Origin of the sequence: Paraburkholderia sp. JPY465, from assembly GCF_050436725.1 — a bacterium.
GTDB lineage: Bacteria > Pseudomonadota > Gammaproteobacteria > Burkholderiales > Burkholderiaceae > Paraburkholderia > Paraburkholderia youngii.
In genome coordinates, this window is record NZ_JBNDMT010000006.1 from 1,002,529 (window position 1) to 1,018,416 (window position 15,888).

18 protein-coding genes are annotated in these 15,888 nt (G+C 63.7%); 13 read left to right on the forward strand and 5 right to left on the reverse strand.

Annotation, left to right across the window (positions count from 1 at the left end):
• Positions 1-12 precede the first annotated feature (12 nt).
• From QFZ94_RS37960 to QFZ94_RS38010, 11 genes are all read left to right on the forward strand, one after another.
• A complete protein-coding gene (locus QFZ94_RS37960; RefSeq protein ID WP_429463063.1) occupies positions 13-186 on the forward strand; it encodes a hypothetical protein in 174 nt (57 codons plus the stop codon).
• Positions 183-404 (forward strand): TRAP transporter large permease subunit, encoded by a 222-nt coding sequence (locus QFZ94_RS37965; protein ID WP_429463064.1) that lies wholly within the window; start codon positions 183-185, stop codon positions 402-404. The genes QFZ94_RS37960 and QFZ94_RS37965 overlap by 4 nt, the downstream gene beginning before the upstream one ends.
• A 398-nt stretch (positions 405-802) precedes the next feature.
• Positions 803-2,074: an MFS transporter gene (locus tag QFZ94_RS37970; RefSeq protein WP_429463065.1), complete on the forward strand. Its 1,272-nt coding sequence runs from the start codon at positions 803-805 to the stop codon at positions 2,072-2,074.
• Between the two features lie 111 nt (positions 2,075-2,185).
• On the forward strand, positions 2,186-3,115 hold the full coding sequence (locus QFZ94_RS37975) for a LysR substrate-binding domain-containing protein (RefSeq protein WP_429463066.1): 930 nt from the start codon (positions 2,186-2,188) through the stop codon (positions 3,113-3,115).
• Between the two features lie 233 nt (positions 3,116-3,348).
• Positions 3,349-3,843: a hydroxyquinol 1,2-dioxygenase gene (locus QFZ94_RS37980; RefSeq protein WP_410850990.1), complete on the forward strand. Its 495-nt coding sequence runs from the start codon at positions 3,349-3,351 to the stop codon at positions 3,841-3,843.
• Between the two features lie 24 nt (positions 3,844-3,867).
• Positions 3,868-4,887, forward strand: a complete 1,020-nt coding sequence (locus tag QFZ94_RS37985; protein WP_410850989.1) for a hydroxyquinol 1,2-dioxygenase — start codon at positions 3,868-3,870, stop codon at positions 4,885-4,887.
• Positions 4,888-4,933: 46 nt separating this feature from the next.
• The gene (locus QFZ94_RS37990; RefSeq protein ID WP_429463067.1) at positions 4,934-6,400 is read left to right on the forward strand and encodes an aldehyde dehydrogenase family protein; all 1,467 of its coding nucleotides are present in this window, start codon (positions 4,934-4,936) and stop codon (positions 6,398-6,400) included.
• 7 nt (positions 6,401-6,407) lie between these two features.
• Positions 6,408-7,508, forward strand: a complete 1,101-nt coding sequence (locus QFZ94_RS37995) for a maleylacetate reductase (protein WP_429463068.1) — start codon at positions 6,408-6,410, stop codon at positions 7,506-7,508.
• A gap of 12 nt (positions 7,509-7,520) precedes the next feature.
• Positions 7,521-8,393, forward strand: coding sequence for an intradiol ring-cleavage dioxygenase (locus QFZ94_RS38000; protein WP_429463069.1), 873 nt, complete (start codon positions 7,521-7,523; stop codon positions 8,391-8,393).
• Positions 8,394-8,398: 5 nt separating this feature from the next.
• Positions 8,399-8,710 (forward strand): YciI family protein, encoded by a 312-nt coding sequence (locus QFZ94_RS38005; protein ID WP_368597967.1) that lies wholly within the window; start codon positions 8,399-8,401, stop codon positions 8,708-8,710.
• 3 nt (positions 8,711-8,713) lie between these two features.
• Positions 8,714-9,046: a Rieske (2Fe-2S) protein gene (locus tag QFZ94_RS38010; protein ID WP_368582521.1), complete on the forward strand. Its 333-nt coding sequence runs from the start codon at positions 8,714-8,716 to the stop codon at positions 9,044-9,046.
• Positions 9,047-9,312: 266 nt separating this feature from the next.
• Here QFZ94_RS38010 and QFZ94_RS38015 read toward each other — a convergent pair whose 3' ends face one another.
• From QFZ94_RS38015 to QFZ94_RS38035, 5 genes are all read right to left on the reverse strand, one after another.
• The gene (locus QFZ94_RS38015; protein WP_176368014.1) at positions 9,313-10,080 is read right to left on the reverse strand and encodes an ABC transporter ATP-binding protein; all 768 of its coding nucleotides are present in this window, start codon (positions 10,078-10,080) and stop codon (positions 9,313-9,315) included.
• Positions 10,081-10,112: 32 nt separating this feature from the next.
• Positions 10,113-10,826, reverse strand: a complete 714-nt coding sequence (locus tag QFZ94_RS38020; protein WP_368582520.1) for an ABC transporter permease — start codon at positions 10,824-10,826, stop codon at positions 10,113-10,115.
• Entirely contained in the window at positions 10,823-11,512 is a 690-nt protein-coding gene (locus QFZ94_RS38025; RefSeq protein ID WP_368582519.1) for an ABC transporter permease, read from the reverse strand. Before QFZ94_RS38025 ends, QFZ94_RS38020 begins: the two co-directional genes overlap by 4 nt.
• 89 nt (positions 11,513-11,601) lie before the next feature.
• On the reverse strand, positions 11,602-12,375 hold the full coding sequence (locus tag QFZ94_RS38030; protein WP_429463070.1) for an ABC transporter substrate-binding protein: 774 nt from the start codon (positions 12,373-12,375) through the stop codon (positions 11,602-11,604).
• Between the two features lie 287 nt (positions 12,376-12,662).
• Positions 12,663-13,580: a LysR family transcriptional regulator gene (locus tag QFZ94_RS38035; protein WP_018434770.1), complete on the reverse strand. Its 918-nt coding sequence runs from the start codon at positions 13,578-13,580 to the stop codon at positions 12,663-12,665.
• Between the two features lie 445 nt (positions 13,581-14,025).
• Here QFZ94_RS38035 and benA point away from each other — a divergent pair, with 445 nt between their 5' ends.
• Both benA and benB read left to right on the forward strand, forming a co-directional pair.
• Complete coding sequence (gene benA / locus QFZ94_RS38040) at positions 14,026-15,393, forward strand: benzoate 1,2-dioxygenase large subunit (protein WP_429463071.1); 1,368 nt, start codon at positions 14,026-14,028, stop codon at positions 15,391-15,393.
• Positions 15,390-15,881: a benzoate 1,2-dioxygenase small subunit gene (gene benB, locus QFZ94_RS38045; protein ID WP_410852325.1), complete on the forward strand. Its 492-nt coding sequence runs from the start codon at positions 15,390-15,392 to the stop codon at positions 15,879-15,881. Before benA ends, benB begins: the two co-directional genes overlap by 4 nt.
• The last annotated feature ends 7 nt before the right edge of the window (positions 15,882-15,888 follow it).

The following is a 15,888-nucleotide window of genomic DNA, read 5'->3' on the forward strand; positions in this document are numbered from 1 at the left end:
ACGCTATCGGGGATGACCGGGACGCTCGTCGCGCGGATCCACGAATTGCATCTGACGCTGCTTGGCGTGATCGCGGTGATCACGATGATCTACATCGCGCTCGGCTCGCTGATGGAAGCGCTTGCGATGATGCTGCTGACGATCCCGTCTTCGCTGCGATCGTCCAGCCGCTCGGCGCGAACATGATCTGGTTCGGCATCTACGTCGCGATGATGATGGAGATCGGCATGATCCACCCGCCGGTCGGCATGAACGTGTTCATGGTGAAGACGATGCTGCCCGATCTGTCGATTCGCACGATCTTTCGCGGCACGATTCCGTTCCCTGTCGCCAATATCGTCGCGCTGGTCGCGGTGATTCTGGTGCCGGGGATCGCGCTGGGGCTCGTCGGGCTGATGCGATGACGTGCGGCGGATGCGCACGTGCCTGCGGGTCGGCAAAGCGCGGGGCAACAAACCGGTGGAACGCCAACCGCCCGCGGCCCACCCGTGCGTCTACCCGGGCTTTTCCTGGGGTGCTTTCAGGCGCATCCAATTCGCCGCCGTCGTTCATCGCCAGGCCTTGCCCACACTCGCTGCCGCGCTATGCATCGCGATTATTTGCGATTCACGAATGCCGCATTCGGCGCTTGTCCCGTACCTGAGCCGCCCCAGTTGCGCCAATCTTGGCCGCGTCGCTGCCGCATCGACGAAGCGCGGCACGACACCCGTTGCTGAATTCGACGAACCCGGCGGCGCGCCCTTGCGCCAGCGAATGCCGTGCGCGCGCCAAGCGGCCGGCCTACGCAGACATGGAGACAAAGATGAAATCGAACGACTGGGACGTGGCCTACGAATGGAAGGCCGTCGTGCTGCTGGCCCTCGGCTTCGGCCTCGTGGGACTCGACCGGTGGCTGATCGCGCCGCTCTTTCCGGCGATCATGAAGGACCTGCATCTGACCGCGCAGGACGTCGGCAACTGCATCGGCATCCTCGGCTTGTCGTGGGGAATTTTCGCGGCGCTGATGGGCGGCATCTCCGACAAGATCGGGCGCCGCAAGGTGCTGATCCCGGCGATTCTGGCCTTCTCGCTGCTGTCCGGTTTCTCCGGACTCGCCGGCGGCCTGATGAGCCTGCTCGCGGTGCGCGCATTGATGGGCGTCGCCGAAGGCTCGTTCTGCCCGACCAGCTTCGCCGCGACCGCCGATGCGTCGCATCCGAAGCGCCGCGGTTTCAATCTCGGCTTGCAGCAAAGCGGCTTCGCGCTGTTCGGCCTCGCGCTGTCGCCGATCATCGCGACGCAATTACTCAGCGTGGTCACGTGGCGCTGGGTGTTCGCGCTGGTGTCGGTGCCGGGGCTGATTCTCGGCGTGCTTATGTTCTTCGTGATTCGCGAACCGAAAGCCGCGCCGCAAGCTACCCCAAAGCGGCCCACCTGCCCGGCCCAACGCGGCAATTGGCGCGACGTGCTGAAGAGCCGCAACATCCTGATCGCGATGGCCGCGCTGTTCTGCGCGATGACCGGCGTATTCGTGCTCGGCGCGATGCTGCCGCTGTATCTGACCGAGTATCTGTCGCTCGACACGCAGCGCATGGGCGTCGTCGTCTCGGCGATCGGCTTTGGCGGCTTCATCGGCCAGTTCGGTTTGCCGGGGCTGTCGGACCTGACCGGGCGGCGCGTCGCGAGCGTCGTCGGCTTTGCGGGCACCGCGGTGATGCTGTACCTGTTCCGCGGACTCGGCGCGCAGCCCGTGCAGCTGTTCGCGGTGTTGTTCGTCGCGTCGTTCTTCACGCTCGGACTCGTGTCGCTGCTGTCCGGTCCGGTTGCGACCGAAGCAGCGCCGATCGGCATGATCTCCACGTCGATCGGCATCGTCGTCGGCGCGGGCGAGATTTTCGGCGGCGGCATTGCACCGGCATTGGCGGGCTTCGTCGCGACGCACTTCGGCATTCAGAACATCTTGTGGCTGCCGATCTGCGCGGTGCTGCTAGGTATCGGCGTGAGCCTGCTGCTCGAGGAAACCGCGCCGGCCCGGGTGCGCCGTCAGAGGCTTGCGCCGTCGCTCGAATTGCCGGCCAGCGAGCAACCGGAATGATGCGCTGCAACCGGTCGGCGACAACGAGTCCGTTGTCGCCGACCGGGCGGCGCGTTCACGCGCCCCAGCCCAGATACACTGACAGGCTGGACGAGTGGACAAGGACGCAGCATGGACCGTTTTCTGAGCATCGAGGCCTTCGTACGGGTGGCCGAGACGAGCAGCTTCGCCGAAGCGGCGCGGCAGTTGGGCGTGACGAGTTCGGTGATCACGACGCGCATCCAGCAGCTGGAGAAGTTCGTCAACGCGCCGCTCTTTCATCGCAGCACGCGGGTCGTGCGACTGTCCGAGGTGGGCGAGGCGTTCTATCGCGAATGCGCGGAAGTGGTCGGGCGGGTCAACGAACTGACCGACCAGATGCGCGAGTTGCGTGCGACACCGACCGGCCGCTTGCGCATCCAGATGCTGCCGGGCTTCGCGCTCGGCCACTTCGGCGCGCCGCTTGCGGAATTCAACCGGCGCTATCCGGGCATCCAGCTCGACGTGATCGTCAACGACCGGGTGGTCGATCCGATCGAAGAGGGCTTCGACGTCGCCTTCCAGATCTTTCCGCCGATCGCCGAATCGCTGATCGAGCGACGGCTGTTCAAAGTGCGGCGTCTGTTCTGCGCGACGCCCGCGTATGTGCAGGAGCATGGCGCGCCGCAACACCCGCGAGATTTGCTGCAACACACCACGGCGCTGTATTCGGGCTATCCGTCGCGCAATCGCTGGACCATGGCGCATGGCGACGAGGTCGTCGAAATGGAGCTGCCGGGCATGATCCGTTCGAACTCGGTGCATCTGCTGCGCGACTATGCGCTGACCGGCGGCGGCGTCGTTTGCCTGCCGACGCTGGTCGCGAGCGCCGCGCTGCTCGACGGTTCGCTGGTGCCGATTCTGACCGACTACACGCTGTCGCCGCTGAATTTCGCGGCCGTGTATCCCGCGACACAACGACAGGCGCTCAAGGTGAAAGCGCTGGTCGAGTTTCTGGCCGAGTACCTGGGACCCGAACCCGCGTGGGACCGGCCGCTGATCGAGCGTGGCTGGGTGACGTAAGGCGGCTATTCACGCGGCGATTATTTGCAAAGTGCAAATGCTGTAATCGCCCGATCGCCGGTTGTTGCCATCCTGTTGCGCTTCTAAAGTTACTTCCAACAAGACCGATTCAACAACCGCAACTTCGTTGCATGGGATCGGAGCAAGAGCTTTGCATGGGACCGGAGTAGGCGCTAAGCGCCAACACCGGTCGACAGCTAAAGCGCCAACTCCGATCGACACAGGAGACAGCAATGACCGACCAGTCATTCCACACCGTCTTTGGCTCGCTCGACGGCTACCGCAAAGGCGAAATCGAAATCACGAGCGGCGAAGCGCGCCATTACGTGTTTTCCAACATCTTCGAAGTCGCTTCCGAGTCGGCGCCCTACGAGAAGGTCGTAGTCGGCAAGAACCTCGACTACGTGATCGAGGCGCTGCGCACCGAAGGCCAATCGCAATGGTTCGCCTGCGCACACGACGAGTTCGCGATCCTGATGGACGGCGAAGTACGCATCGATTTCGTCAAGCTCGACAATCCGCCGAAGAGTGGCGCGGGCACCGTCGCAGCGGGCGCGCAACCTGCCGGCCGCGCGATGGGTTACGTGGTGCTGCGTCGCGGTCATCAGGCTTTGCTGCCGGCCGGCTGCGCATATCGTTTCAGCGCGCAAAAGCCCGGCGTCGTGCTCGTGCAAACGATGCGCGGCGAACTGTCGGTGGAGAAGTGGGCCGATATCTGCCTGCACTGATACGCACACGTTAGGAGACAAGACATGGCATCCCTCGAAACCCTCGATCACCCGGCCGGCTTCGCGGCCGACACCGTGCGCGCCAGCGAACCCGACGCGATCACCGGCTATCGCCGCTTTACGCTCGGCGCGTTCGAATTCCTGCGCGACGAGTACTTCGTCAAGATCAACTGGCCCGCGAAAGGCCAGACCCGCACCCACGCGGTGCCGGCCGATGCGTTCCTGCGCGCGATGATGCGCGACGTCGCCTGGGGCTTCTTCTACGGCTGGGTCAACTTCGACCACGTGTTCGGCACGCGCAATCACTACGGCAAGGTGGACGTGTATGCGGGCTCGTTCAACGGCATCATGAAGGACGCGGGCGTCGATTACATGGAGACCTTCGAGACGCCCACGATCATGGCGACCTTCAAGGCGATCCTGCACGACTGGACCAACGAAGGCTTCGACCCGTTCGCGGCACCCGAGGAAACCGGCACCGCGTTCGGCCGCAAGCATGGCGACAACGACGCCGCGATCGAGCGCACGCGCATCGCGACACGCCGCATGCCGGGCCTCGAAGGCGACTCGCCGCTGCGCGACGAACTGCCGGTCAACCGCGCGTTCGCCGACGTCGTGCAGGACGATCCGGAGGTGCACGTCGAGCCCGGCTTCGAGGGCCAGCTGCACGCGTTCAATCTGTTCAAGTATCTGTCGCGCTCGGACGTCACGTGGAATCCGTCGGTTACGTCGGTGTGCGGCCAGAGCCTGTTCTGCCCGACCACCGAGGAATACATCCTGCCGGTGTTTCACGGCAACGATCGGGTCGAGTGGTTCCTGCAACTGTCCGATGAAATCGTCTGGGACATCGGCGACAAGAACACCGGCGCACCGCGCGCGCGGATCACGATGCGTGCGGGAGACATCTGCGCGATGCCGGCCGACATCCGCCATCAGGGTTACTCGACCAAGCGCTCGATGCTGCTCGTGTGGGAGAACGCGACGCCGAATCTGCCGAAGCGTTACGAAAGCGGCGAGCTGAAGCCGTACCCCGTCGATTTCTGAAGGCTCGATTGAAGAGCCGCGCGCCCGCATTCACCGAGGATCATTCATGCAAACCCAACTGTTCATCGACGGCCGCTTCACTAACGCCGTCGAAGGCGGCACGATCGACGTGCTCAATCCGCACGACGGCTCGCTGATCACGCAGATCGCCGCGGCCACCGCCGCCGACGTCGATCTGGCCGTCGCTGCCGCCGCGCGCGCGTTCCCGAAGTGGGCCGCGCTGCCCGCCGCCGAACGCGGCCGGCTGCTGCTGAAGCTCGCCGACGCGATCGAGGCCAATGCCGAGGAACTCGCGCAACTCGAATCGCTGGACACCGGCCACCCGATCCGCGATTCGCGCTCGCTCGACGTGCCGCGCACGGCGGCATGCTTTCGCTACTTCGGCGGCATGGCCGACAAGCTGCAAGGCTCGGTGATTCCGGTCGAAGCGGGGTTTCTGAACTACGTGCAGCGCGCGCCGATCGGCGTGGTCGGGCAGATCGTGCCGTGGAATTTCCCGCTGATGTTCACGAGCTGGAAGATGGGACCGGCACTCGCGGCCGGCAACACGGTCGTGCTGAAGCCGTCGGAGATCACGCCGCTGTCCACGCTGCGCATCGTCGAGCTGATGGCCGAGGTCGGTTTTCCCGAGGGCGTCGTCAACATCGTCGCGGGCTATGGTCATACGGCTGGGCAGCGGCTCGCCGAGCATCCGGGCGTCGGCAAGATCGCGTTCACCGGATCGACCGCGACCGGGCGGCGCATCGTCGAGGCCTCGCAGGGCAATCTGAAGCGTGTGCAGCTCGAACTCGGCGGCAAGGGCGCGAACATCGTGTTCGACGACGCGAACCTCGATGCCGCGATCAACGGCGCCGCCTGGGCGATCTTCCACAACCAGGGCCAGGCGTGCATCGCGGGCTCGCGGCTGATCCTGCACGAGCGCATCGCCGATCAGTTCCTCGAGCGCTTCGTGTCGCTGGCGTCGTCGATCCGGCTCGGCGATCCGCTCGATGCCGACACCGAGATGGGGCCGCTCACCTCGAAGCAGCATCAGGAACGCGTGCTCGCGTTCGTCGACATCGCGCGTCAGCAGGGCGGCCGCGTGCTGACCGGCGGCACTGCACCGAGCGATGCATCGCTTGCGAACGGCTACTACGTGCGCCCGACCGTCGTCGAGGCCGCGAGTCCGAACGACCGCGTCGCGCAGGAGGAAGTGTTCGGCCCGTTCGTCACGGTGCTGCGTTTCCGTACCGACGACGAAGCGCTCGCAATCGCCAACGGCACCGACTACGGCCTCGGCAGCGGGCTATGGACGCGCGATCTGTCGCGCGCGCATTCGATGGCCGCGCGAATCCATGCGGGCATGTGCTGGGTCAACTGCTATAAGCGCGTCAATCCGGGCAGCCCGTTCGGCGGCGTCGGACAGTCGGGCTATGGCCGCGAGATGGGCTTCGAGGCGATGCACGACTACACGGAAGCGCGCTCGGTGTGGGTCAACGTCGACGGCAACGTGCCGCCGCATTTCAAGCGCTGAGGGCCGCATGGAGCGCTTCATCTATCAGGGCACGCCGTCGCGTGTGGTGTTCGAATGGGGCGGGCTCGCGACGCTGCCCGCGGAGGTCGAACGGTTAGGAGCCAAGCGCGCGCTGATCCTGGCGACACCCGAGCAGCACGCGCTGGCCGAGCGGGTCGCGGAGGTGCTCGGCAAGCGCGCGGCGGGTGTGCATGCGCAAGCCGTGATGCACGTGCCGATCGAAGTCGCTCGCGCGGCGCGCGATGCGGCGGCCGCGCTCGATGCCGACTGCTGCGTCGCGGTGGGCGGTGGTTCGACGGTCGGCCTCGGCAAGGCGATCGCGCTCGAATCGTCGCTGCCGATCATCGCCGTGCCCACCACCTATGCGGGCTCCGAGATGACGCCGATCTACGGCCTCACGGAAGGGCGTCTGAAGCGCACGGGACGCGATATGCGCGTGCTGCCACGCACGGTGATCTACGATCCGTCGCTGACGTTGTCGTTGCCGGCGGGCATTTCCGCCGCGTCGGGTATCAACGCGATGGCCCATGCGGTCGAAGCGTTGTATGCGGAAGACGCGAACCCGGTGATCAGCCTGATGGCCGAGGAAGCGATCCGCGCGCTCGGCGAAGCGCTGCCCGCGATCGTGCGCGCACCGGACGATGCCGCCGCGCGCAGCGGCGCGCTGTACGGCGCGTGGCTCGCGGGCACCTGTCTGGGCGCGGTCGGCATGGCCCTGCATCACAAGCTTTGTCATACGCTCGGTGGCACGTTCAACCTGCCGCATGCGCAAACCCATGCGGCGATGCTGCCGCATACGGCACACTACAACCACGACGCCGCGCCCGCTGCGCTCGCGCGCGTCGCACGCGCACTCGGCGGCGAACGCGCGGCCGACGCGGGTCCGCTGCTGTTCGAACTGAACCGCGCGCTCGGCATTCCGCTGGCGCTCGCGCAGATCGGCATGCCCGAGCAGGGACTCGACGAAGCGGCCGATCTCGCGTGCAAGAATCCGTATGCGAACCCGCGTCCCGTGGAACGCGATGCGATCCGCGCGCTGCTGCAACGGGCGTGGCAGGGTGCCGAACCCGTCTGGGCGCCGGAGAACGCAGCGCCGCCCAAACAATAGATGGAGGAAGACATGTCGACAGACAGCAAAGAGGCCGAGCAGGCCCTGACCGAGCAGGTGGTAGCAAGCTTCGCCGGCACGCCCGACGATCGACTGCGCACGCTGATGCAAAGCCTCGTGCGGCACATGCATGCGTTCGTGCGCGAAGTCGAGCCGACCGAGGCCGAATGGATGTCGGCCATCCGCTTTCTGACCGACACCGGCAAGATGTGCGACGACCTCGTGCGCCAGGAATTCATTCTGCTGTCGGATACGCTCGGCGTATCGATGCTGGTCGACGCGATCAATCACCGGCTCGCGACGGGCTCCACCGACACCACCGTGTTCGGGCCGTTCTATATTCGCGGCATGCCCGAGCGCGCGTATGGCGAGAACATCGCGTTCACGCCGGGCACGCCCGCGCTCGTGCATGGGCGCGTGCTGTCGACGGACGGCGAACCGCTTGCCAACGCGGTACTGGACGTCTGGCAGACCGCCGAGAACGGCATGTACTCGGGGCAGGACACCGAGCAGCCGCACGGCAATCTGCGTGGCCGTTTTCGCACCGACGCCGAAGGCCGCTATGCGATTTCGACGATCGTGCCGGTCAGCTATCCGATTCCGACCGACGGCCCGGTCGGCCGCATGCTCGAAGCGACCGGACGGCATCCGTGGCGGCCCGCGCATCTGCACTTCATGATCGACGCGCCTGGGCATCGTACGCTCGTCACGCATGTGTTCGATCGCGAAGATCCTTATCTGGGTTCGGACGCGGTGTTCGGCGTGAAGCCGTCGCTGATGGTCGACTATCGCGAGTGCCCCGCGGATCACGAACTCGCGCGCCGCTTCGGTTTCGATGGACCGTTCCGCGAAGCGCGCTACGACTTCATTCTCGATCGGAGCTGATGGCAATGGCACGTTTTTTCGCGGTATTCGCGACCGACAAGCCAGGCATGCGCGAAGTGCGCGAACGGGTGCGTCCGGTGCATCGCACGTGGCTGCGCGGCGGTACGCATCGCGGTGTGTTCGTGCGCCTCGGCGGTCCGACGCTCGCGCCGCAATGCGATGCGATGAATGGCACGTTGCTGGTCGTCGAAGCGGAGCGTATCGACGACGTGATGGAGTTCGTCAGCAACGATCCGTACATGCAGGCGGGGCTGTTCGATTGCGTCGAGATTCGCCCGTGGGACTGGAGCCTCGGCAATCCGGAACGGCGAGTCTGAGCGATGAACGAAACGCCGCTATGTCCGCTTGCCGACGTGCCCGATGGCGGCGCGCGGGTCGTCGATGCAACGGCCGCCGGCGTGCCCGTCGTGGTGGTGCGGCGGGGCGAGCAGGTGTGGGCTTACGCGAACCGTTGCCCGCATTTTTCGGTGCCGCTCGATTTCGAACCCGGCGATGTGCTGTGCTATCGCTCGCAGGTGTTGATGTGCGCGCATCACAGCGCGTTGTTTCGCTTCGAGGATGGACGCTGTATCGAGGGGCCGTGTGCGGGGGCGAGCCTCGATGCGGTGAAGATTGCGGTCGATGGGGACGCGTGGGTGGTGTTGAATCCGTAGTTGGCGCTCTGATAGCAGATTCAACCTCTGCGGTAGCGTGATTAGGCCAACGGCTTAGGGAATCGGGAACTGATCCGGATTCACGCGCAAACGAGCGATGAGATTTTTGCCCCGTAGCGGGGCAAGGTCCTCATCCTTCACCCAGAATACTTCGAATTGCTGCAATTCCGGGCCTACGCGGGGGCCCTCCGGTGAGTGGCGCATTCGTTGCGCGGATGATTCGGGGTAAGGCGCGAGGCTGAACCACGCGCCATACCCTGCCATTCTTACTTCAACCGCCCCGCCAGAAACTGCTGCAACCGCTCGCTACGCGGATTCGTCAGCACTTGATGCGGATGCCCTTGCTCCTCGATCTTGCCCTTGTGCAGGAACACGACATGATTCGACACGTTGCGCGCAAAGCCCATTTCGTGCGTGACGACGATCATCGTGCGGCCTTCTTCGGCGAGCGCCTGCATCACGCGCAGCACTTCGCCGACGAGCTCGGGATCGAGCGCCGAAGTCGGTTCGTCGAACAGCATCACTTCCGGCTCCATCGCGAGCGCGCGAGCAATCGCGACGCGCTGCTGCTGACCGCCCGACAGATGCGACGGATATTTTTTCTCCGTGCTGGCCGGCAAACCGACCTTGGTCAGATACTTGCGAGCACGCTCTTCCGCTTCGGCGCGGCTCAATCCCAGCACACTGATCGGCGCCTCGATGATGTTCTCGAGCACCGTCATATGCGCCCACAGATTGAAATGCTGGAACACCATCGCGAGACGCGTGCGCATCGTTTGCAACTGCTTCGGATGGGTCACGCGTAGCGAGCCGTTGCGATCCCTGCTCGTGTTGATTTCCTCGCCGTTAAGCGTGATGCGCCCGGAGCACGGCGATTCGAGAAAGTTGATGCACCGCAGGAAGGTGCTTTTCCCTGAGCCGCTCGACCCGATGAGGCTAATCACGTCGCCCGCCTTCGCCTTCAGCGAGACGCCCTTCAATACCTCGTTGTCGCCGAACTTCTTGTGCAGGTCGTCGACTGTCAGCTTGTACATGCTCGTATGCTCCATCATGGCGCGAATGCGCTTTAATGCCCTTGCGGTTTCAGATAAGCCAGCAAACGGATTTCCATCTTGCGGAAGCCCCAGATCAGCGCGAACACGATCGCCGCATACAGGATCGCCGCGATGCCGTACGCCTGGAACGTCGCGTAGGTCGCGGAGTTGACGTCGCGCGCCACTTTCAGAATGTCGGGGACGGTCGCCGTGAACGCGAGCGTGGTCGCGTGCAGCATCAGGATCACCTCGTTGCTGTACGAGGGCAGGGCCCGGCGCAGCGCAGACGGCAGGATGATGCGCGTATACAGCTTGAACTTCGACATGCCATAAGCCTGAGCCGCTTCGATCTCGCCGTGCGAGGTCTCGCGGATCGCGCCTGCGAAGATTTCGGTGGCGTACGCGCATTCGTTCAGCGCGAACGCGAGCAGCGTGCAGTTCATCGCATTGCGAAAGAAGCTGTCGAGCATCGCGTGCGAATGGACGAAATGCAGACTGTAGAGCCCCGTGTAGATCAGCAGCAATTGAACGTACAACGGCGTGCCGCGAAACACGTAGGTGAACAGCCAGACGGGGCCGGAGATGTAACGGTTGCGCGACGCGCGTGCGATCGCGAGCGGCACGGCCAGCATGAAACCCAGCACGATCGATGCAACCAGCAGCCACAGCGTGATGACGAGGCCGGTGTAATTGAAGCCGTCCGTGAAAATGTAGTTCTGCCAGTATTGACGGATCAGTTCGATCACAGCGCGGCCCTCCGTACGCCGATCGAGTAGCGCTTCTCGAGGCGGATCAATACCAGGTTCGAAATGGTCGTGATGGCGAGGTAGATGGCCCCGGTCGCCAGCGTGAAGAAAAAGAACGACTGCGTGCTCTTGCCGGCGTCCTGCGATGCCTTGACCACGTCCGCGAGACCGATGATCGACACGAGCGCGGTGGCCTTCACGAGCACCTGCCAGTTGTTGCCGATACCGGGCAGCGCGAAGCGCATCATCTGCGGGAACAGGATGCGGGTGAACACGCGCCGCGCGCTCATGCCGTACGCGAAGCCCGCTTCGATCTGCCCGCGCGGCACCGAAAGGAACGCGCCGCGGAAGGTTTCGGTGAAGTACGCGCCGTATATGAAGCCCAGCGTGATCACACCGGCGAGAAACGGATCGATGTCGATCTGCTCCATGCTGAACATGTCGGTCAGCTCATTGAGCCAGATCTGGATGCTGTAGAACAGCAACAGCATCAGCACGAGGTCGGGCACGGCGCGGATCAGCGTCGTGTACATCGCGCCGATGCGCGAAAGCACGCGGTTGGTCGACAGCTTCGCGGCGGCGCCGAGAAGTCCCAGCGCGAACGACGCCGCCAGCGACAGCACCGCGAGCTTGATGGTTACCCACGTGCCCGCGAGGAGCAGCGGACCGAAGCCTTGAAACAGCATGGGAGTGTCCTTGTTGAAGGAGCGACCCGCGCGCATGCGCGCGGGGTCTACCGATCGGGTGGAGCGGGCTCGTGGTGTTGCGCGCGGGCTTAGCCGCCGTACACGTCGAAGTCGAAGTACTTCTGCTCGATCTTCTTGTAGGTGCCGTCCTTGATCATGTCGGCGATCGCCTTGTCGACCTTGATCTTCAGATCTTCGTCTTCCTTGCGCATGCCGATGCCCGCGCCGTTGCCGAGGATCTTCGGATCGTCGATGTTCTGCCCGACGAACGCGAAGCCCGCGCCGCGCGGCGTCTTCAGGAAGCCCTGGTCAGCCTGCACCGCGTCTTGCAGTGCCGCGTCCAGACGGCCCGACTGCAGGTCGGTGTAGACCGCGTCCTGGTTCTGGTACGGCACGACCTTCACACCCTTCGCCTCCCAATAGGTCTTCGCGTAGGTTTCCTGAATCGTGCCCTGTTCGACGCCCACCGTCTTGCCCTTCAGCGAGTCGGCGGTCGGCGCGATACCCGAGCCCTTCTTCGCGACGAGCCGTGTCGGCGTGTTGAACAGCTTCGACGAGAAAGCGATCTGTTCAGCACGTTTCGGCGTCATCGACATCGACGACAGCACGCCGTCGAACTTCTTCGCCTTCAGTGCCGGAATCATGCTGTCGAAGTCCTGCTCGACCCAAACGCACTTCGCATTCAGACGGCGGCAGATTTCGGTGCCGAGGTCGACGTCGAAGCCGACCAGCTTGCCATCGGTCGCTTTCGATTCGAACGGCGCATAGCTCGCATCGACGCCGAAGCGGACCGTGGACCAATCTTTGGCGAAAGCGCCGGTGGCGGCGAGTGCGAGGGCGAGGGATAGGGCAAGTTTCTTCATCAAAGTCTCCGGGAGGGATGCTGCGAGGTGCGATGTTGTATAGACAAATTATCCCGTACGGCCGTTGAGCGGCAATCAGGGTTAGTGCTTACGCGCACCCAGGAGGGAGACGGAGAATAGGCGTATAGGCGTTTGCGGGCGGGATTGTCAGGCTGATTGAAAGGCTGCGGGCGCAGCCCGAGTTTTCGCGTATACCCGCGGTCTATACCGTGGCAAATAGCTTGTCCATACAACTTCGTTGCGGCGATGCCCGCATGGGCATCTAGCCGCGAACCCCGCGAACCGCGCTACTGATGCGAAGGCGGCAGATAGGTCATGTGCTGTTCGTCGTACAGCGCGTAGATCAGTTCGAGCATGCGCTGGATGTCGGCCGATTCGTCGAGCATGCGGATGCTCATGATGATCGGCGACACGAGGTTCTGATCGTCGAGGTCCTTATAGGCGATGTCGCCGCGCTGCAAGCCGTACACGCTCGCCGGCACGATCGAGATGCCTTCGCCGGCGGCGACGAGGCCGAGCGCGATCTGCAACTCGCGCGTCTCGTAGAGCCGCTGCGGTTTCAGGCCGCGATCGTGAAACGCGGCCAGCACCTGGTCCGCGTAACTGGGCCGCGGCGCCTTCGGAAAGATGATCAGCGTTTCGCTGGTCAGGTCGTGCAGCGACAGCACCGGCTTCGCGTCGCTCAGCGGATGGCCGAGGGGCAGCGCGACGATCATCCGTTCTTCGCGCAGCACGACACGCTTGATGCTCGGGTCTTCGTGACGAATGCGGCCGAAGCCGACGTCGATGCGGCCTTCCTTGAGCGCCTTGATCTGATCCATCGTCGACATCTCGTGCAGGCTCAGCTCGACGGTGCTGTTCTCGGTGCGAAAGCGGCGGATGATTTTCGGCAGCATGCCGTACAGCGTCGAGCCGACGAAGCCAACGGATAAACTCCGTTCGATCTTGCCGACGCGCCGCGTCATCGCCTCGATTTCCGTCGTTTGCGCGAGCAGCTGCACCGCGTGCGAATAGAAGAAGCGGCCCGCCTCGGTCAGCTTCAGCGGCCGCGAGTTGCGCTCGAACAGCTGCACGCCGAGCGTGTCTTCGAGCTGCTGGATCTGCCGGCTCAACGGCGGCTGCGCAATATGCAGACGTTTGGCGGCCTTGGTGACGTTGCATTCCTCGGCAACGGCTACGAAGTAGCGCAGGTGGCGCAATTCCATAAAAATACCTTTTAAGTATCGTCCCGATACTAAATCAGTGTTGGACGATGCAAATGGCGGACAACTATCCTTCAGTTACCGTAGACGCCCCACAAAATTATACCTCCCGAGCATTGACAACTCGGCCCGGTCTGAAGCGTCGGTCGGCCCCACGGAGACGGCGCAGGCAATTCCTCGCGCATGGGATCCAAGACTTAGAAGAGTTCAGGAGCAGCAATGAAACACGCTGAAATCGAAACCCTGTCGAAAGGGTTGCCCACCGATATCCCGCCTCTCGTGCCGAAGGTCGAGCCCTTGCGCGCCGCGACCTGACGCAACGCCCGGAGGCGCACCGCCTCCACTCCCGACGTGAAAGACCAACCGGCCTGCCGGCCTCCCGGCAGGCAGGCCGCTCCCTACACGCGTGCTTCGCACGCATACCGACAGTCCGTACCAGGAGACACGCATGATTCCGATCTATCCGGATCACACTCCACAACTGAAGAACATCGACGACTTTCTCGTGGAAGACCGCGAGCGCGGCGACTACCGCCTGCATCGCAGCGCGTTTACCGACGAGCGTCTGTTCGAACTCGAAATGCAGCATATTTTCGAGGGCAACTGGATTTATCTCGCGCACGAAAGCCAGATTCCGAACAACAACGATTACTTCACGACCTATATGGGCCGGCAGCCGGTCGTGATCGCGCGCAATCGTCAGGGCGAGCTGAACGCGTTCATCAATTCGTGCACGCACCGCGGCGCGATGCTGTGCCGTCACAAGCGCGGCAACAAGGCGACCTATACGTGCCCATTCCACGGCTGGACCTTCAACAACAGCGGCAAGCTGCTGAAGGTCAAAGACCCGTCGGACGCGGGCTATCCCGACTGCTTCAACAAGGAAGGCTCGCACGACCTGAAGAAGCTCGCGCGCTTCGGCAACTATCGCGGCTTCCTGTTCGGCAGCCTGAGCGATGACGTGCCGCCGCTCGAGACGTTCCTCGGCGAGGCGGCGCTCATCATCGACATGATCGTCGACCAGTCGGAAGACGGTCTCGAAGTGCTGCGCGGCTCATCGACCTACACGTATGAAGGCAACTGGAAGCTGACCGCCGAAAACGGCGCGGACGGCTATCACGTGTCGGCCGTGCACTGGAACTACGCGGCGACGACCAATCATCGCAAGGAAGAAAACGCCCGCGAAGACAAGATCCGCGCGATGGATGCGGGCAGCTGGGGCCGTCAGGGCGGCGGCTTCTACGCGTTCGAGCACGGCCACATGCTGCTGTGGACGCGCTGGGCCAATCCCGAAGACCGTCCGAACTTCAGCCGCCGCGAGGAATTCGCCGCGCGCTGCGGCGCCGAGCGCGCCGACTGGATGATCCAGAACTCGCGCAACCTGTGCCTCTACCCGAACGTGTATCTGATGGACCAGTTCGGCTCGCAGATTCGCGTGCTGCGGCCGCTGTCGGTCAACAAGACCGAGGTGACGATCTACTGCATCGCGCCGAAGGGCGAATCCGACGAAGCGCGTTCGCGCCGCATCCGGCAATACGAGGACTTCTTCAACGTGAGCGGCATGGCCACGCCCGACGACCTCGAGGAATTCCGCGCCTGCCAGTTGGGCTACGCGGCCCGCGCGGTCGAATGGAACGACATGTGCCGCGGTTCGAAGCACTGGATCGACGGCGCCGACGAAGCCGCGCAAAAGATCGGCCTGAACCCCGTGATGAGCGGTGTGAAGACCGAAGACGAAGGCCTCTATACGGTGCAGCACCGCTACTGGATCGACACGATGAAAAAGGCGCTGAACGCGCCGGGGAGCCGCGCATGAGCAACATCGCCATCACCGATATTCAGGCTTTCCTGTTCCGCGAAAGCCGCCTGCTCGACGACGAGCAATGGGACGAGTGGCTCGCCTGCTATCACCCGGATGCGTCGTTCTGGATGCCGTCGTGGGACGACGAGGACAAGCTCGTCACCGATCCGCAGCGCGAGATCTCGCTGATCTATTACCCGAACCGCCAGGGCCTCGAAGATCGCGTGTTCCGCATCAAGACCGAGCGTTCGAGCGCGACGATGCCCGATACGCGCACGAGCCACAACGTCGCGAACGTCGAAGTGGAGAGCGTGGAGAACGGCGTGTACACGGTGCGCTTCAACTGGCACACGCTGAGCCATCGCTACAGGACGAACTACAGCTACTTCGGCATGTCGCGCTACGTGATCGACTTCAACGGCGCCGAGCCGCAAATCCTGAGCAAGTACGTCGTGCTGAAGAACGACTACATCAATCAGGTCATCGACATCTACCACATCTAGCCGGTGC